The sequence below is a fragment of the Halomonas sp. LBP4 genome (genome assembly GCF_003202205.1).
Classification (GTDB): domain Bacteria; phylum Pseudomonadota; class Gammaproteobacteria; order Pseudomonadales; family Halomonadaceae; genus Halomonas; species Halomonas flagellata.
This window is the reverse complement of the sequence record NZ_PDOG01000001.1, coordinates 453,611-471,789: the sequence shown is the minus strand read 5'-3', so window position 1 is coordinate 471,789 and position 18,179 is coordinate 453,611. Positions and strand designations below refer to the sequence as shown.

General features: G+C 69.1%; 15 protein-coding genes. 13 read left to right on the top strand and 2 right to left on the bottom strand.

The genetic code is table 11. The features are described 5' to 3' along the window. Positions 1 to 21: 21 nt before the first annotated feature. Positions 22 to 1,806, bottom strand: coding sequence for a tetratricopeptide repeat protein (locus CR157_RS02220; protein WP_110281905.1), 1,785 nt, complete (start codon positions 1,804 to 1,806; stop codon positions 22 to 24). 172 nt (positions 1,807 to 1,978) lie between these two features. Between CR157_RS02220 and hemA the strand changes: the two genes are divergently transcribed. From hemA to CR157_RS02160, 12 genes are all read left to right on the top strand, one after another. Further along, complete coding sequence (gene hemA / locus CR157_RS02215) at positions 1,979 to 3,247, top strand: glutamyl-tRNA reductase (protein ID WP_110281904.1); 1,269 nt, start codon at positions 1,979 to 1,981, stop codon at positions 3,245 to 3,247. Positions 3,248 to 3,255: 8 nt separating this feature from the next. After that, positions 3,256 to 4,347, top strand: a complete 1,092-nt coding sequence (prfA, locus tag CR157_RS02210; protein ID WP_110281903.1) for a peptide chain release factor 1 — start codon at positions 3,256 to 3,258, stop codon at positions 4,345 to 4,347. Further along, positions 4,347 to 5,195: a peptide chain release factor N(5)-glutamine methyltransferase gene (prmC, locus tag CR157_RS02205; RefSeq protein WP_110281902.1), complete on the top strand. Its 849-nt coding sequence runs from the start codon at positions 4,347 to 4,349 to the stop codon at positions 5,193 to 5,195. The genes prfA and prmC overlap by 1 nt, the downstream gene beginning before the upstream one ends. 181 nt (positions 5,196 to 5,376) lie before the next feature. Continuing rightward, positions 5,377 to 5,877: an Lrp/AsnC ligand binding domain-containing protein gene (locus CR157_RS02200; RefSeq protein WP_110281901.1), complete on the top strand. Its 501-nt coding sequence runs from the start codon at positions 5,377 to 5,379 to the stop codon at positions 5,875 to 5,877. 30 nt (positions 5,878 to 5,907) lie between these two features. Continuing rightward, the gene (locus CR157_RS02195) at positions 5,908 to 6,651 is read left to right on the top strand and encodes a HesA/MoeB/ThiF family protein (protein WP_110281900.1); all 744 of its coding nucleotides are present in this window, start codon (positions 5,908 to 5,910) and stop codon (positions 6,649 to 6,651) included. 239 nt (positions 6,652 to 6,890) lie between these two features. Continuing rightward, positions 6,891 to 8,210, top strand: a complete 1,320-nt coding sequence (locus tag CR157_RS02190) for an NAD(P)/FAD-dependent oxidoreductase (RefSeq protein WP_258364040.1) — start codon at positions 6,891 to 6,893, stop codon at positions 8,208 to 8,210. 31 nt (positions 8,211 to 8,241) lie between these two features. Beyond that, positions 8,242 to 9,357, top strand: coding sequence for an ABC transporter ATP-binding protein (locus tag CR157_RS02185; RefSeq protein ID WP_110281899.1), 1,116 nt, complete (start codon positions 8,242 to 8,244; stop codon positions 9,355 to 9,357). Between the two features lie 10 nt (positions 9,358 to 9,367). Further along, positions 9,368 to 10,291, top strand: a complete 924-nt coding sequence (locus CR157_RS02180; protein ID WP_110281898.1) for an ABC transporter permease — start codon at positions 9,368 to 9,370, stop codon at positions 10,289 to 10,291. Beyond that, positions 10,288 to 11,085: an ABC transporter permease gene (locus CR157_RS02175; RefSeq protein WP_110281897.1), complete on the top strand. Its 798-nt coding sequence runs from the start codon at positions 10,288 to 10,290 to the stop codon at positions 11,083 to 11,085. The genes CR157_RS02180 and CR157_RS02175 overlap by 4 nt, the downstream gene beginning before the upstream one ends. 37 nt (positions 11,086 to 11,122) lie before the next feature. Further along, complete coding sequence (locus tag CR157_RS02170) at positions 11,123 to 12,187, top strand: ABC transporter substrate-binding protein (RefSeq protein ID WP_110281896.1); 1,065 nt, start codon at positions 11,123 to 11,125, stop codon at positions 12,185 to 12,187. A 55-nt stretch (positions 12,188 to 12,242) separates the two neighbouring features. Beyond that, complete coding sequence (locus CR157_RS02165; protein ID WP_110281895.1) at positions 12,243 to 13,610, top strand: glutamine synthetase family protein; 1,368 nt, start codon at positions 12,243 to 12,245, stop codon at positions 13,608 to 13,610. 126 nt (positions 13,611 to 13,736) lie between these two features. After that, positions 13,737 to 15,029: an NAD(P)/FAD-dependent oxidoreductase gene (locus CR157_RS02160; RefSeq protein WP_110281894.1), complete on the top strand. Its 1,293-nt coding sequence runs from the start codon at positions 13,737 to 13,739 to the stop codon at positions 15,027 to 15,029. A 20-nt stretch (positions 15,030 to 15,049) separates the two neighbouring features. On the opposite strand, the gene CR157_RS02155 is transcribed toward CR157_RS02160, so the two are convergent. Then, the gene (locus CR157_RS02155; RefSeq protein ID WP_258364039.1) at positions 15,050 to 16,783 is read right to left on the bottom strand and encodes a formate--tetrahydrofolate ligase; all 1,734 of its coding nucleotides are present in this window, start codon (positions 16,781 to 16,783) and stop codon (positions 15,050 to 15,052) included. Between the two features lie 292 nt (positions 16,784 to 17,075). On the opposite strand from CR157_RS02155, the gene CR157_RS02150 reads away from it, so the two are divergent. Then, entirely contained in the window at positions 17,076 to 18,113 is a 1,038-nt protein-coding gene (locus tag CR157_RS02150) for a GlxA family transcriptional regulator (RefSeq protein ID WP_110281893.1), read from the top strand. Positions 18,114 to 18,179 lie beyond the last annotated feature (66 nt).

Below are 18,179 nucleotides of genomic sequence, written 5' to 3'. Positions count from 1 at the left end.
CGTCGTGGGGGCCGCCGTCGGTCACCGGCTCCGGTCGGGGGCCAGCTCGGGGATGCGCTCGAGCAGCGCATCGAGCACCGGGCGTTCGTCGTAGCGCTCCACGGCCTCGCGCACCAGGGCGCGGGCCGCGTCGCGTCGATCCAGCTCCCAGAGCACCTCGGCGAGGTGGGCGGCGACCTCCTGGTCGGGCATGGCGCCGTAGGCCCGTTCGAGCCACGGCAGGGCGCGCTCGGGGTCGCCGAGGCGGAAATGGACCCACCCCAGGCTGTCCATGACGGCGGGGTTGTTCGGTTCGAGCTCGTGAGCCCGCTCGATCATCTCCCGGGCTTCCTCCAGGCGCCCTTCGATATCGAGGTCGGCCAGGGTGTAGCCCAGGGCGTTGAGGGCGGTGGCATGGTCGGGATTGCGCTCGATGATGCGGCCCAGGTCACGCTCCATGGCCTCGAGGTCGCCGTCCTCCCAGGCGCGCATGGCACGCAGGTAGAGCAGTTCCTCGTCGTTGGGGGTGCGCTCCAGTTCCCGGTCGAGCAGGGCGTCGGCATCGTCGGGGCGCCCGGCGCGCTCCAGCAGTTCCACTTCCAGCGACACCAGGTCGGCGAAATAGGTTTCGTGGCGCAGGCGCTCGATGCGCAGGAAGGCGCGGGCGTCGGGCAGGCGGTCGTCCTCGATCAGCATGCTGGCAGCGCTCAGGCGTGCCGGCAGGAACTCGTCGCCCGGCGGCACCTGGCGGTAATAGAGGAGGGCGTTGTCGATCTCGTCTTCGGCCTGGGCGATGGCGCCGAGCAGGTAGAAGGCCTGCGCCGGGGTGTCGTCCTCGCCGATCAGCGGCAACAGCAGGCGCCGGGCCGGTTCGGGATGGTTCTCCTCCAGGTAGAGCCGGGCCAGTGCCAGGCGCAGCTCCTGATTGTCGGCCCGGGATTCGAGCAGGGCGTCGGTCTGCGCCTCGGCGGCGCCGATGTTGCCCAACCGCAGCTCGCTCTGGGCCAGCATCAGGATGAAGCGAGGATCGCCGGGAGAGATGGTCAGGCCGCGCCGGGCCGCCTCCCGGGCCAGGGTGTGGTTGCCGGCCTCCTGGGCCAGCCGGGTCTTGGCCAGCCAGAGTGCCGGTAGCTCCGGCGAACGATCGGCTAGCCGGTCGAGGCGGCGCTGGGCCGAGGTGGTGTCGCCGACGGCGACCTCCAGCAGGGCGGTGGCCAGCTCGGCATCATGGTGCTGGGGGTGTTCGTCGGCCCCCGGGCGTGCCAGGTGGCGTCGCATCAGCTCCAGCAGCGGGGCCGGGTCGGCACCCTCGCCCAGGGCCAGCTCGACAAAGGCGACCAGTTCGCCCTGGCCGCCCCGCGCGACCACCTGCAGTCGCTGGGCCAGGGCCTCCGGCCAGTCGCCGCGCTGCAGGGCCAAGCTGGCGAGCAGGCGGGTCGGGGCCTCGGAGTCGGGGGCCAGGGTGCGCCACAGCTCGGCGGTGTCGGTGAGCAGTTGGGGGTCGTTGCTGAAGCGGGCGGCGAGGGCGGCGCGCTCCACCAGTGCCACCGAGCCGTAGCGCTCGGCACCCTCCAGGTAGCCGAGGGTGGCGCGCCGGTAGTCGCCGCGCTGGCCGGCGAGCTCGGCGGTCAGCAGGCCGGAGAGGCCCCGGGCATCCAGTCCGCGCTCGACGGGGGGCGCGCCGGCCAGCGGGTCGTCGTCCAGCTCGCTGGCCGGACCGGGCGGACCGGCCGGCAGGACCTGGCAGCCGGCGACCAGCGCCGCCAGTGCCAGCGGTGCCAGGCAGGTTCGAGCACAACGGGGGAAAGTGTCGAGTGCGGGGGGCATGCGAGTCTCGTTCAGGATGCCGAGCTGCCAGCATAACGGCTTGGCTGCCCGGGGCAAAGGTCACCGCTCCGGTCATGGCGCTCGGGCGGCTCGGGCTGTGATAGAATTGGGCGCCTCGATGATGGGGGGGTGGACCCGCACCGCCGGATGAACTAGTGAAGACGCCGAACGCATGACGCTGCTTGCCCTTGGAATCAATCACCGGACCGCGACCGTGGAGGTGCGCGAACAGGTCGCCTTCACGCCCACCCAGCTGGAGTCGGCGCTCGATGAGTTGCGTGGCCTGCCCGAGGTGCGCGAGGCGGCGGTGCTGTCCACCTGCAACCGCACCGAGCTCTACTGCGTTACCGGTGCCAGCGGCGAACAGGCGATTCTCGACTGGCTGGGCCGTTTCCATGGCCTCCGGGTGGAGGACCTCTCGCGCTGTGCCTATCACTACCTCGACGATGACGCCGCCCGCCACCTGATGCGAGTGGCGGTGGGGCTCGATTCCATGGTGCTCGGCGAGCCGCAGATTCTGGGCCAGCTCAAGGATGCCTACCAGAGCGCCCGCCAGGCCAAGGGGCTGGGCGGTGAGCTCGAGCGGCTCTTCCAGCACACCTTCGCCGTGGCCAAGCAGGTGCGTACCGAGACCGGTATTGGCCGCAACCCGGTCTCCGTGGCCTATGCCGCGGTCAGCCTGGCGAGCCGCATCTTCGACGACTTCTCCCGCTCCCGGGCGTTGCTGATCGGTGCCGGCGAGACCATCGAGCTGGTGGCACGCCACCTCCATGAAGCCGGGGTGCGCCAGCTCACCGTGGCCAACCGCACCCGCGAGCGCGCCGAGCGCCTGGCTGGTGCCCTGGGCGGGCAGGCGATCACCCTGGACGAGATCCCCGCGGCGCTGGAGCGGTCCGATATCGTCATCTCCTCCACCGCCGCGCCGCTGCCGATCCTCGGCAAGGGCATGGTGGAGCGGGCGCTGAAGAAGCGCCGCCACCGGCCGATCTTCATGGTCGACATCGCCGTGCCCCGGGACATCGAACCCGAGGTGGGCGAGCTTGGCGATGTCTTCCTCTATACCGTCGATGACCTACAGGAGGTGATCGAGGAGAATCGTCGCCACCGTCAGGTGGCCGCCGACCAGGCCGAGTCGCTGATCGAGCATGGCGTGGGTGCCTGGCAGCACGAACGGCGGATCCGCAGCGGTGGCGAGCTGATCCGCGACTACCGCGCCCGGGCCGAGGCGCTGCGCGACCTCTCCGAACAGCAGGCGCTGGCCGGGCTGGCCCGCGGCGAGGACCCCGAGACGGTGGTGCGCCGCCTCGCCCACCAGTTGACCAATCGCCTGCTGCATCGTCCCACCGTGGCGCTGCGCGAGGCGGCCTCCGCCGAGCGTCACGACCTGCTCGATGCCGCCACGGCATTGCTGCTCGACGGCTCATCCGACAAGACCCCATAGGACTGCCAATGAAAGCTTCCCTGCGTCAGCGCCTCGACGCCTTCGCCGAGCGCTTCGAGGAGCTCGCCGCCCTGCTGGCGGAGCCCGAGGTGATCGCCGAGCAGGCCCGTTTCCGTGACTATTCCCGCGAGTATGCCGAGCTCGAGGGGCTCGTCGAGGCCTGGCGCGAGTTCCGCGCCATCGAGGCCGATATCGCCTCGGCCGAGCAGCTCACCGGCGACAGCGATGCCGAGATGCGCGAGCTGGCCGAAATGGAGCTGGCCGAGGGGCGCGAGCGTCTCGAGGCCATGGAGGTGCGGCTCAAGCAGCTGCTGGTGCCCAAGGACCCCGATGACCGGCGCAACGTGTTTCTCGAGGTGCGCGCCGGCACCGGTGGCGACGAGGCCGCGCTCTTCGCCGGCGACCTCTTCCGCATGTACTCCCGCTATGCCGAGAAACGCGGCTGGAAGGTCGAGGTGGTCAGCGCCAGCCATGGCGAGCAGGGCGGCTACAAGGAGATCATCTCGCGGGTGAAGGGCGAGGGGGTCTATGCCCGGCTCAAGTTCGAGTCCGGCGCCCACCGCGTGCAGCGGGTGCCGGCCACCGAGTCCCAGGGGCGCATCCATACGTCGGCCTGCACCGTGGCGGTGATGCCCGAGGCCGACGAGGTGGGCGACATCGACATCAACTCCGGTGATCTGCGGGTGGATACCTTCCGGTCCAGTGGTGCCGGTGGCCAGCACGTCAACACCACCGACTCGGCGATCCGCATCACCCACCTGCCCAGCGGGGTGGTGGTCGAGTGCCAGGAGGAGCGCAGCCAGCACAAGAACCGCGCCAAGGCGATGTCGTTGCTCGCCGCGCGGCTCCGGCAGACGGCCGTGGAGAGCCGTCGCCAGGAGCAGGCCGATGCCCGCCGCTCGCTGGTCGGGTCGGGCGATCGCAGCGAGCGCATCCGCACCTACAACTTCCCCCAGGGGCGGATCACCGACCACCGCATCAACCTCACCCTCTACAAGCTCGGCGAGGTGATCAGCGGCGAACAGCTCGACGAGGTGATCGAGCCGCTGATCCATGAATACCAGGCCGAGCAGCTCGCCGCCCTGCAGCAGGAGGCGTGATGCGCCTGGATGCCCTGCTGGCGCGGGCGACGGCGCGCCTGGACCGGGCCGGTTCGCCCAGTGCGCGCCTCGATGCCGAGGTGCTGCTGTGTCACGTGCTGGGGGTCGATCGCACCTGGCTCTATACCTGGGGCGACCGCGAGGCGCCGGGCCACGAGCGTGCCCGCTTCGAGGCGCTGCTCGCGGCCCGCGCCGCCGGTCGGCCGGTGGCCTACCTGACCGGCGAGCGGGAGTTCTGGGGGCTGGTGCTTGCCACCGACCCCAGCACCCTGATTCCACGTCCGGACACCGAGGTCCTGGTCGAGGCGGCCCTGGCCCGGGCCGAGGCGCCGCGGGGGCGGCTGCTCGACCTCGGTGCCGGCACCGGGGCCATCGCCCTGGCGTTTGCCAGCGAGCGTCCGGGCTGGCGGGTGCTCGGCGTCGACCGGGAGCCGGCCGCGGTGGCGCTGGCCCGGCGCAATGCCGAACGGCACGGCCTCGACAATGCCGAGTTCCGCCAGAGCGACTGGTTCGCGGCGCTTGCCGGCGAGGCGTTCGAGCTGATCGTCGCCAATCCGCCCTATGTCGCCGCCGACGACCCACACCTGGTCTCGGGCGATGTGCGCTTCGAGCCACGCAGCGCGCTGGTGGCGGCGGGGGAGGGCATGGCCGACCTCCATCACCTGGTGCGCGAGGCGCGGGGCCACCTCCGGCCTGGCGGCTGGCTGCTGCTGGAACACGGCTGCGAGCAGGCCGCGGCGGTGCGCTGCGCCCTCGTCGCCTCGGGCTATGGCGAGGTGGCGAGCCTGTGCGACCTGGCCGGCCGTGAGCGGGTCGGCCTGGGCCGGTATCTCCATGCCCGGCGTTGACGGTGCGGCACTGGAGCCGCGCGGCCCCCTGTGGTACATCTGGTGGCAGGAAAAAATTCCAGATGCTGCCGTGATTGCGTGACCGAACACCAGAGAGTCGCTACCGGCATGGTGATTTTCAGTCGATTCGTCTGCCATGGCGGCGTGTCCAGCCACCCTTGACCGGCCTGCCCATACGACAATGAAAGCCAAGACCCGCTCGCTCGACCGCATCGACCTCAAGATCCTGCGCTGCCTGCAGGAGAACGCCCGTATCTCCTATGTCGACCTGGCGTCCCAGGTGGGCCTCTCCACCACGCCCTGCCTGGAGCGTGTCAAACGCCTCGAGCGAGCAGGGATCATCCGCGGCTACAAGGCCCTTCTCGACCCCCGGGCGCTCAAGGCCAACCTGCTGGTGTTCGTGGAGATCAGCCTCGAGACCCAGTCACCGGCGGTGTTCGACGAGTTCCGCCGCGCCGTGGCCAAGCTGCCGCAGATCCAGGAGTGCCACCTGGTCTCGGGGCAGTTCGACTACATCCTCAAGTGCCGCATCCCCGAGATGTCCGCCTATCGCCAGCTGCTCGGCGACGTGGTGTTGACCCTGCCCGGGGTCAAGGAGTCCAAGAGCTATGTGGTGATGGAGGAGGTCAAGGAGGACTTCTCGCTGCATGTGCCCGACATCGAGGAGTTCGAGGACAAGTGATCCGCCCTGCCCGACGGAGCCCCCGCGACCATGAATGACGACGACCTGCTGCGCTACAGCCGCCAGATCATGCTCGAGCAGATCGACATCGCCGGCCAGGAGCGGCTGCTCGCCGGCCACGCCCTGGTGATCGGCGCCGGCGGGCTGGGCTCGCCGGTGGCCCTCTACCTCGCCGCCGCCGGGGTGGGCCGGCTGACCCTGGCCGACGCCGATGCGGTCGAACTCTCCAACCTGCAGCGCCAGATCGCCCACGGCCAGGTCGACATCGGCCGCAACAAGGCCGAGTCGGCCCGCGAGGCGGCATGCGCGCTCAATCCCGGCTGCCGGATCGAGGCGGTGACCGAGCACCTCGAGGGGGCGGCCCTGGCGAGCATGGTGGCCGCCGCCGACGTGGTGCTCGACTGCACCGACCGCTTCTCCAGCCGCTATGCCATCAACGCCGCCTGCCGGGCCGCCGGGGTGCCGCTGGTCTCGGGGGCGGCGATCCGTTTCTCCGGCCAGCTGGCGGTGTTCGATCCCCGGGATCCCGAATGTCCCTGCTACGCCTGCCTCTACCCGCCGGGCGAGGAGGGCGACGAGGAGCTACGCTGTGCCGAGAATGGTGTGGTGGCGCCGCTGGTCGGGCTGATCGGCTGCTTCCAGGCGCTCGAGGCGATCAAGTTGCTGAGCGGGGCCGGCACGCCCCAGGGTGGGCTTTCCACCTTCGACGGCCTCACCGGCCAGTGGCGCCATTTCCGGGTGCCGAAGGACCCGGCCTGCCCGGTCTGTGGCTGAGTTCGGGTGATGCCGTTGATGAACTATTCTTGACGCCATGGCCGCCGGCGCTGCCTCGCTTTCGGCCACCTCGATAGGGCCAGATTCCCCTTATATAAGCCTCCATGGCGCGCGGTGTGGCGACTTTTCGGTGCGGGTGAGCACCCGTTGTGGGATGTTGTTGTTATTGAATACTTGACATCTCGGGGGCGCCTGGTGTCAAACTGACGGCATCACGAATAACAACGAGCGCTGCGCGCATGACGGCACAGGTCCCTTTCACGCCCCTCATGTCCCCGCGGGCCGCCTCCTGGTACCGCGACTCCATTGACCCCGAGGTGGCCATCCAGCCCGGCGACTGCCCGTCGCTGGCGGGCGAGGTGCGCGCCGATGTCTGCGTGATCGGCGGCGGCGTCACCGGTTGCTCGGCGGCGCTCCACCTGGCCGAGCGCGGCTACTCGGTGGTGCTGCTGGAGGCCGCCGAGATCGGCCATGGCGCCTCCGGCCGCAGCGGCGGGCAGATCCTGCCGGGGCTCGGCACCGACCTCGCCACCGTGGAGCGGGCGCTGGGCCTCGAGCGCACCCGGGCGATCTGGGAGATGAGCCGCGAGGCGGTGCGGCTGACCGCCGAGCTGATCGACCGCCATGCCATCCCCTGCGAACTCGCCTGGGGCTACCTGCACGCCGCGGTCAGGCCGCGCCATGTCCGTGAGCTGCTGGCCTTCCGCGATCGCCTGGCCCGGGATTACGGTTACCAGGCGCTCTCCTGGCTCGAGGGTGACGCCCTGCGCGAGCATGTGGTCACCGATGCCTACCCGGGCGCCCTCTTCGAGAGCGAGGGCGGCCACCTGCACCCGCTCAACTACACCCTGGGCCTGGCCCGGGCCGCCCGCGAGGCCGGTGCGGTCCTCCACACCGGCAGCCCCGCGGTCGAGCTCCGTCGCGGCAAGCCGGCCGTCGTCGCCACGCCCGCCGGGCGCGTGACCGCCGACTTCGTGGTGATGGGCACCAACGCCTTCCAGGGCGGCCTCGTCCCCGAGCTCTCGGGACGCATCATGCGCGCCGCCAACTACCTCATCGCCACCGAACCGTTGTCGGCCACGCAGGCCGCCCAGGTGCTGCCGCGCAACGATGCCCTGTCCGACGCCAACTTCGTGCTCGACTACTATCGCCTCTCCGCCGACCGGCGGTTGATCTACGGCGGCGAGGTGAGCTACACCGGCCGCGAGCCGCGGGGGCTGCAGGCACGCATGGACGCCAAGATCGCCAGCCTCTTCCCGGTGCTGCGCGGTATGCACATCGACTACCGCTGGGGCGGCGAGGTGGCCATCACCCTCAACCGGGCGCCGGACTTCGGCCGCGTGGGCGACAATCTCTACTATGCCCAGGGCTACTCCGGCCACGGCATGGCGCTGGCGGGCCTGGCCGGCAAGCTGATGGCCGAGTCCGTGGCCGGGCAGAGCGAGCGCTTCGACGTCTTCGCCGCCATGCCGCACCGCCGTTTCCCCGGCGGGGAGCGGCTGCGCACGCCGCTGCTGCTGCTGGCCACGACCTTCTACAAGTTACGCGATCGGCTGTGAAGAGCCGGCAATAACAAGAGAGGGCAAGCCCATGACCGACACCCTGACCGCGGATGTCGCCGACACCCGGATGGTGCGATCCGCCACCGTCGAGTCGGCCCGCGAGGCCTCCTCCATCGAGATGCAGAGGCTGCACAAGCGCTTCGGGCGCGACACCGTGGCCCTGGACGGGGTGGACCTGACCATCCGGGCCGGCGAGTTCTTCACCCTGCTGGGGCCCTCCGGCTGCGGCAAGACCACCCTGTTGCGCATCCTCGCCGGCCTCGAGGAGGCCGACGACGGGCGCCTGGCCATCGGCGGCCGCGACGTCACCGAGGTGCCGCCCCACCGGCGCAGCGTCAACACCGTCTTCCAGTCCTATGCGCTCTTCCCGCACCTCTCGGTGCGAGAGAACCTCGCCTTCGGCCTGAAGATGCGCGGCATGCCCCCCGAGGAGCGCGAGGCCCGGGTGGCGAAGATCGCCGAGTTCATCCAGCTCGGCGACCTGGTGGACCGCCGCGTCGACCAGCTCTCCGGTGGCCAGCGCCAGCGCATCGCCCTGGCCCGGGCGCTGGTCAACGAGCCCGATGTCCTGCTCCTCGACGAGCCGTTGTCGGCCCTGGACGCCGGCCTGCGCAGCCAGCTGCAGGTGGAACTGCTGCGGGTCCAGAAGCGCCTGGGCATGACCTTCGTCTTCGTCACTCACGACCAGCAGGAGGCGATGGTGATGTCGGATCGCATCGCCGTGCTCAACGGCGGGGTGATCCAGCAGGTGGGGCCGCCCCGGGAGGTCTACGAGCACCCGGTCAATGCCTTCGTCGCCCGTTTCATGGGCCACGACAACCTCTATCCGGTCACCGCCCGCTCGGGCAGCCGGCTCAGCACGCCGCTGGGCGAGCTGACCGCCGAGCAGCCGGGGAAGGGCGGGCTGTTACTGATCCGCCCCGAGACCCTCGACCTGCTGCCCGGCGAGGTGGCGGGCGACAACCACCTGCCTGCCACCGTGGCCGAACGGCTCTACCGCGGCAGTCATGCCGAGTATCGTCTGGAGGTCGGCGAGACGACCCTGCAGGCCACGGTCAACAACCGAGGTCGGCAGCTGCCCGAGAGGGGCGACCGGGTCACCGTGACGGTGGCGCCGGGAGACCTGGTCACCCTGAGCGAGTGAGGTAGCGACCATGTCCTATGCCGGCGTGATCCCCTCTGCCCGTAGCCGCGGCATGGTGCGCGAGAGCCGTCACCTGCTGTTCACCGTGGCCCCCGGGGCGACCTGGATCCTGGTCTTCCTGGTGCTGCCCAGCGCCTACCTGATGGGCGTGGCCTTCATGACCAATGGTCCCTACGGCCTGCCCGAGATGCCGCTGTCGCTGGAGTCCTTCAAGCGCCTGGCGGGCTTCGGCTTTCTGGGCTGGAGCCCGGGCAACCTCTATACCTTGCTGCGCTCGCTGTGGCAGACCCTCGTCTCCACGGGGCTGGTGGTGCTGGTGGCCTATCCCATCGCCTACTACATCACCACCTGCCGCGAGAAGTGGCGGCCCATCCTGCTGCTGCTGGTGGTGGTGCCCAGCTGGACCAACCAGGTGATCCGCACCTTCGGCTGGATGAACCTGCTGGCACCCGGCACCCCGCTCTCGGAGCTGGCCGAGGCGCTGGGCCTGATCAGCGCCAACATGGGGCTCTACCCCTCCAACTTCGCGGTGACCCTGGGCCTGGTCTACAACTTCCTGCCGTTCATGGTGCTGCCGCTCTACGCCGCCTTCGAGAAGCTCGACACCGCCCAGGTGGAGGCCGCCCAGGACCTTTATGCCTCGCCGGTGCGGGCCTTCTGGCACGCCGTCTTCCCCCAGACCCTGCCGGGGCTGCTGGCGGGCATCGTGCTGGTGGCGATCCCCGCCTTCGGCATGTACGTCATCCCCGAGCTGCTGGGCGGCGGCAAGGGCATGATGCTGGGCAACCTGGTGGCCAATCAGTTCGCCGGTGGGTCCAACTGGCCGCTGGGGGCGGCCGGCGCGATCCTGATGCTGCTCGCCACCTTCGTGGGGCTCTTCGTCATGCGTCGCATCGGCAAGCGCCTGGGTGGTGGCGAGGAGGTAGTGATATGAGAAAGCGTACCCTGCGTCGCGGCCTGACCGCCTTCTGGTGGTTCACTCTGGCGTTCCTCTACCTGCCGCTCGCCGTGGTGGTGCTGTTCTCCTTCAATGCCTCCAACAGCGCGGCGAGTTTCACCGGCATCTCGCTTCGCTGGTACTACCGCCTGCTGGGCAACGAAGAGATCCTCTCGGCCTTCGCCAACAGCATGGTGCTGGCCATCGTCTCCTCGGTGATCGCGCTGGTGATCGGCTGCCTGATCGGCTACGGCATGTATCGCCATCGCCACCGCAAGCTGGGCTGGCTGATCGTGCTGATCTACCTGCCCATCGTGCTGCCGGACATCGTCTTCGGCATCTCGGAGATGGCCTTCTTCGTGCAGGTGCATCGCCTCACTGGCCTGCTGCAGCCGGGGTTGCCCACCATGATCATCGCCCACGTCACCTTCCAGATCCCCTTCGTGGCGTTGATCATCTACTCGCGCTTCGTGGGCCTTGACCCCACGCTGTTCGAGGCGGCCAAGGACCTCTACGCCACGCCGGCCAAGCGGGTAGTGCACTTCATGCTGCCGACCATCAAGCCGGCGTTGATCTCGGCCTTCTTCCTCTCCTTTACCCTGTCGATCGATGACTTCGTCATCAGCTTCTTCACTGCCGGGCCGGAGAGCGCGACCCTGCCCATCTACATCTGGGGCGCCATCAAGAAGGGGGTATCGCCGGAGATCAACGCCATCGCCACCCTGATGATCGGCGCGGTGGCCATCGCCGCCATCATCAGCCTGGTGTTCAGCCGCCGCCGGCCGGCCTGAGCCGGCATCCTGCCCAAGGGGAAACGAGGAGAGCATCATGACAATGCACACGACCACCCTGGCCCTGTCCCTCGGCGGGCTGCTGCTCGTCGGCAGCGCCCAGGCCCAGGAGAACAAGATCTACCTGTTCAACTGGACCGAATACATGGACCCAGGGATCATCGAGGCCTTCGAGGAGGCCTACGACGTCGAGGTGGTGCAGAACTACTTCAACTCGCTGCCCGAGATGTTCGCCAAGCTCAACGCCGGCGGCGTCTCCCAGTACGACATCATCGTGCCGTCCAACTACTACATCCCGCGGTTGATCGAGACCGGCCTGGTGCAGAAGCTCGACAAGGCGAAGCTCGAGAACCTGGACAACGTCAGAGAGCAGTTCCGGGATCCCGGCTACGATCCCGGTGCCGAGTACAGTGCCCCCTACCAGTGGGGCACCACCGCCATCATCTACAACACCGAGACCTTCCCCGACGCCCCCAAGAGCTGGTCCTTGATGTTCGATCCCGAGGTCAACCCCGAACATCCCTTCGCCCTGATGGGCGACGGCCAGGTGAGCATGGGAGCGGCCTGCGCCTACCTGGGCCACGGTTACGACTGCACCGACCCCGAGGCCTGGCAGGAGGCCGCCCGGCTGATCATCGACACCAAGGGCCGCGACACCTTCAGCGGCTTCACCGACGGCACGCCGTCCCTGCAGCAGCTGGCCCGCGGCGTCACCCATGTGGGCATGAGCTACAACGGCGACTACCTCTTCTTCAAGGACGAGGACCCGGAGACCTTCGAGACCCTGGACTTCATGATCCCCGACGAGGGCGCCGAGATGTGGGTGGATGCCATGCTGATCCCGGCCGAGGCGCCCAACCCCGACATGGCCCACAAGTTCATCGACTTCATCCTGGATGCCGAGGTGGGCGCCCAGCTCTCCAACTACAACTACTATGCCAGCCCCAACGCCGCCGCCGAGCCCCATCTCGACGAGGTGCTCACCCAGCCGCCGGTGACCCCCAGCGAGGATGACATGGCGCGCCTGCGCTTCACCCCCAGCCTGGAGGGCGATGCCCTGCAGACCTTCCAGCAGCTGTGGTCCGAGGTCCAGTCTCGCTGAGCGGCAGGCCCCCGGCAGCGCCGGGGACCGCCTTCCCACGAGCAAGGAAAATCCCATGAGTAACCGCCAGGAGCAGCCGCTCCTCAACGATTGGTTCCAGACCCACGGCATCACCGAGGTCGAGTGTCTGGTCAGCGACCAGACCGGCATCCTCAAGGGCAAGATCATGCCCGCCGGCAAGTACCTGGGCGGCGGACGCCCGCGGCTGCCCGACTCGATCTTCATCCAGACCGTTACCGGGGGCTACCCGGACGACGAGGATATCCGCTTCTGGAACCCGGCCGAGCGCGACATGGAGCTCGTGCCCGATCCCAACGCCATCTACCTGGTGCCCTGGGCGGACGATCCCACCGCGCAGATCATCCACGACTGCCACTACCTCACCGGCGAGCCGGTGGAGCTTGCGCCGCGCCACGTGCTCAGGCGCGTGCTGGAGGCCTACGCCGAGCGGGGATGGAAACCGGTCATCGCTCCCGAGGTGGAATTCTACCTGGTCAAGACCAACACCGACTCCGACTACCCGCTGGAGCCGCCCATCGGCCGTACCGGGCGCCAGGAGAGCAGCCGCCAGTCCTTCTCCATCGATGCGGTCAACGAGTTCGATCCGCTGTTCGAGGAGATGTACGACTACTGCGAGGCCATGGACCTCGACCTCGACACCCTGATCCACGAGGAGGGGGCGGGGCAGATGGAGGTCAACTTCCAGCACGGCGATCCGCTGATCCTGGCCGACCAGGTGGTGATGTTCAAGCGCGTCCTGCGTGAGACGGCCCTGCGCCACGGCATGTACGCCACCTTCATGGCCAAGCCGATGGCGGGTGAGCCGGGCAGCTCGCTGCACATCCACCAGAGCCTGCTGGACCTCGAGCGCGGCCACAGCCTGTTCGCCGGCGAGGGCGACCAGCCGAGCCCGCTGTTCCACCACTTCATCGGGGGCCTGCAGCGTTACCTGCCCGCGGCGATGCCGTTCTTCGCCCCCAACGTCAACTCCTACCGGCGACTGATGCGTACCGAGACCAGCGGTTCGGCCCCCATCAACGTGGAGTGGGGGCTGGACAACCGCACCGTGGGCCTGCGCGTGCCGGTCTCCTCCCCCGAGGCGACGCGCGTCGAGAACCGCCTGGCCGGCGCCGATGCCAACCCCTACCTGGCGATTGCCGCGTCGCTCGCCTGCGGCTACCTGGGTCTGCTCGGCCAGCTCGAGCCGCGCCCGCCGATGCTCGGTTCGGCCTGGTCCGGCGGCAACACGCTGCCCGACGACGTCGGCCCGGCGCTGGATGCCCTGCACGACTGCCAGGCGCTGGCCGACATCCTCGGCGAGCGCTTCACTCACAGCTATCTGGCCGTCAAGCGCGCCGAGCACAAGGCCTATTTCCGGGTCATCAGCTCCTGGGAGCGCGAGCATCTGCTGCTGCGGGTTTAGGGCAGGGCGATCGCAGTTGGACATGACGAGGGGCGCCGGGGGCAGGTCGAAGAGGAGGTCACAGCGCCTCCTCGAAGACCTGTCGACGGATCAGCCCGAGAAACGAATCTTACTGAGGAAAGCGATATGACGGCAACGGCGGCCACCGAGCACGTGGCCTCCTGGTATGCTGCCACCGCCAACCCCGCCCCCGAGCGCCCGGCGCTCGCCGGCGAGATCGACTGCGATGTCTGCGTGGTGGGGGCCGGTTTCACCGGCATGTCGTCCGCCCTGCACCTGGCCGAGCAGGGGCTGTCGGTGGTGGTGCTGGAGGCCGCCCGGGTCGGCTTCGGCGCCTCGGGGCGCAACGGCGGCCAGATCGTCAACGGCTATAGCCGCGACATGGACGTGATCGAGGCGAAATACGGTGCCCGGACCGCCCGTGCCCTGGGCGACATGGCCTTCGAGGGTAACCGCATCATCCGCCGCCGCATCGAGCAGTACGGTATCGCCTGTGACCTGCGTGACGGCAACCTCTTCGCCGCCTGCAACGCCAGGCAGCTCGAGGGGCTGCGCGAGCACAAGGCGCTCTGGGAGCGCTACGGCAACCGTGAGCTCGAGCTGCTGGAGGGCGAGGCGCTCAGACGCGAGGTGAACTCGGCGCGCTACCTGGGCGGCCTGGTGGACCACTCCGGTGGCCACCTGCATCCGCTCAACCTGGTGCTGGGCGAGGCGGCGGCCGTCGAGTCGCTGGGTGGGCGGGTCTTCGAGCAGTCGCCGGTCACCGAGGTGAGCCACGGCGAGCCGGTGCGGCTGCGCACCCCGCAGGGTGTGGTCAGGGCGGCGCGGGTGGTGATGGCCGGCAATGCCTACCTGCAGGGGGTGCTGCCGGCGCTGGAGGACAGGTCGATGCCCTGCGGCACCCAGATCATCACCACCGAGCCCCTGGGCGAGGAGCTGGCCCGGGAGCTGATCCCGAACGACAAGGCGGTGGAGGACTGCAACTACCTGCTCGACTACTACCGGCTGACCGCCGACAACCGCCTGCTCTACGGTGGCGGGGTCAACTACGGCGGCGACGACGCCGCCGACATCGAGGCGGTGGTCCGGCCCAAGATGCTCAGGACCTTTCCGCGACTGGCCGGGGTCGGGGTCGACCATGCCTGGAGCGGTACCTTCCTGATGACCCTCAACCGCCTGCCGCAGTTCGGGGTGATCAACGGCAACGTCTACTACGCCCAGGGCTACTCCGGCCACGGTGTCACCTGCACCCACCTGGCCGGCCGGCTGATCGCCGAGGTGATGCATGGCCAGGGCGAGCGCTTCGACGCCTTCGCCGGCATTCCCCACCTGCCGTTTCCCGGCGGGCGCCTGCTGCGGGTGCCGCTCTCGGCACTGGGCGCCTGGTACTACGCGACCCGCGACCGCCTGGGTATCTGAGCTCGGCGCCCGCAGCGGGTTCAATAGAGCCCGGTGATCTCGCCGTTGTCGTCGATGTCGAGCCGGGCGGCGGCCGGGTCGGCGCCCAGGCCCGGCATGGTGCGGACGTCGCCGCACAGGGCATAGAGGAAACCGGCCCCGGCGGAGAGCCGGACCTCGCGTACCGGCAGGGTCCAGCCGGTGGGCGCGCCGAGCAGCGTCGGGTCCGAGGAGAGCGACAGGTGGGTCTTGGCGATGCACACCGGCAAGCCGCCATGACCCTGCTCCTGGTAGGCCTCGAGCTGGCGGCGGGCCTCGGGGGCGAAGGCGACGTCGGCGGCGCCGTAGAGCCGGGTGGCGATGCGCTCGATCTTGGCGTCAGGTGGCATGTCGTCCGGATAGAGGAAACGGAACTCGCTGCCGTTATCGGCGGCATCGATGACGGCCCTGGCCAGTTCGATGGCGCCGGCGCCACCGTCGCGGACATGGGTCGTGACCACGGCGCGGGCACCGGCGGCGTCGGCAAGGTGGCGAATGACGGCGTGCTCGCCGGGGCTGTCCGACGGGAAGGCATTGATCGCCACCACCGGTGTGACACCGTGGGCACGGATGTTGTCGATCTGCTTGATCAGGTTGGCGGCACCGGCGCGCACATCCTCGGGGCTCTCCGCCTGCATGGCGGCGGGCAGCGGCTTGCCGGCCACCACGCGGTAACGCCCGGAGTGGTACTTCAGCGCCCGCACCGTGACCACCAGCACCGCGGCGTCCGGCGCCAGCCCCGAGGCGCGACTCTTGATGTTGAAGAACCGTTCGGCCCCCATGTCCGCGCCGAAGCCCGCCTCGGTGACGAGGAAATCCCCGCCATGAATGCCGATCCGGTCGGCGACGATGGAGGAGTTGCCGTGGGCGATGTTGCCGAACGGCCCGGCATGGATGAGCGCCGGCGCGTGCTCCAGGGTCTGCAGCAGATTGGGCTTGATCGCCTCCTTGAGCAGGGCGGTCATGGCGCCGGCCGCCCCGATCTCCTCGGCGGTGACCGGCTCGCCGACGCGAGTGTAGCCCACCACCATGCGGCCCAGGCGACGCCGCAGGTCCTGCAGGGAGTCGGCCAGGGCGAGCACCGCCATGACCTCGGAGGCGGCAGTGATCTCGAAGCCGCTCTGGCGGGTGACGCCATCGGTGCGGGGGCCCAGCCCCGTGACGATGTGGCGCAGGGCACGGTCGTTGATGTCGACCACCCGCTGCCAGCGGATGTTCTCGGGGTCCAGGTCGATACCATGGCGATGGTGGAGGTGATTGTCGACCATCGCCGCGAGCAGGTTATGCGCCGCGGTGACCGCATGAATGTCACCGGTCAGATGCAGGTTGATGCGCTCCATGGGGACCACCTGGCTGTAGCCGCCGCCGGCAGCACCGCCCTTGATGCCCAGCGTCGGCCCCATGGAAGACTGCCGGAGGGCGACCGTGGCGGCATGGCCGAGCTGTTGCAAGCCCTGGACGAGGCCGATGGCGGTGGTGGTCTTGCCTTCGCCGAGCGGGGTGGGCGTGATCGCCGAGACCACCACGTAGCGTGCCCGCGGGCGCCCCGCGAGGGCGTCCGCGGCGGCGAGGTCCAGCTTGGCCACGCCCCGGCCGTAGGGCTCCACGGCTTCGCCGGGCACGCCCATGCGATGGGCAATCTCCTCGATGGGCCAGAGTCGCGCATCACGAGCGATCGTGAGGTTGTCCGGCATCGACGGCTGCGCGTGCCTGACTTCTTGCGGGGTGATTGCCATCGCCAAGCCTCCTGACGTATCAACCGAGCCATGTGCGTTGCAATACGCTCAGTATTCTCGCCCGGGCGCGGCCGGATTTGCTCACCGACGTCAAGGGAATTGGCCACAGCGACACAGGCAGCCTGGCAGGACCAGCGCTTTCGCCGGGGAGCGGCGGTTGCCGAAGCGTGCGGGCGGCCTGGTGTAACCGTGCGATCTCGATGACGTGGATCAGCGGGCCACGCAACTATCGCCGTGGATCAACTGTCGGTAAATTAACGTAGTGAGGACTCATTTCCGGGAGGAAGACGCGATGGTGCCCACTGCCACTCCAGAGAACGGCCACTACGAGATCGGCTTCTTCCTGGTACCGGGGTTCTCCCAACTCGCCTTCTCCTCGGCCCTGGAGCCGTTCCGCATGGCCAATCACCTCACCGACCGCCGGCTCTACACCTGGCACATGGTGAGCCGGGACGGCGCCCCGGTGAGTGCCAGCAGCGGCCTGCAGACCGGGGTGGACCACGCCATGGAGAAGGCGCCACCGCTGGATCTCGTGGTGGTATGTGCCGGGGTGGAGGTACAACACCATTGCGACCGCGGCACCCTCCGATGGCTGCGCCGGCTGGCCGCACGTCACACCCCCCTGGGGGCGGTCTGCACCGGTAGCTATGTACTCGCCCAGGCGGGAGTCCTCAATGGCTACCGCTGTACCCTGCACTGGGAGCACTTCTCGAGCATCCACGAGGCGCTGATGTTTCCCGAGGTGACCTTCACCTCGCAGCTGTTCGTCATGGATCGCGACCGCTATACCTGCTCCGGCGGCATCTCGCCCCTGGACATGATGCTCACCCTCATCGCCCGCCAGCAGGGCCTGGAGCTGGCCGAGGCCATCGCCGAGGAGTTCATCCACGAGCGGATCCGGGACGTGGGAGATCACCAGCGCAACCCGCTGCGGGTGCGCCTCGGCCACAGCCACCCCAAGCTGGAGGAGGTGGCGACCCTCATGGAGGCGAACCTGCAGGAGCCGTTGTCGCTGAACGAACTGGCGAGCTACGCCGACCTCTCGCGGCGGCAGCTGGAGCGGCTGTTCCAGCGCTACGTCGACTGCCCGCCGTTGAAGTACTACATGGACCTGCGCCTGATGCGGGCGCGGTTGCTGCTGCGACAGACCCATATGCCGATCACCGACGTGGCGCTGGCGTGCGGTTTCATCTCGCCACCACACTTCACCAAGTGCTATCACGACCGCTTCGGCCATTCGCCCAGCCGCGAGCGCAAGCGGCGCAGCGACCGGGTGGCGGATGCCGCGACCCAACACGCCGAGGCGACCCCGCCCCCCGGCGAGGAGTGAACAATGAGTACTTTGGGCTGATTTTTAACGCCGTATGGCCGAGCGCAGACAGTTCTCGGACAATGC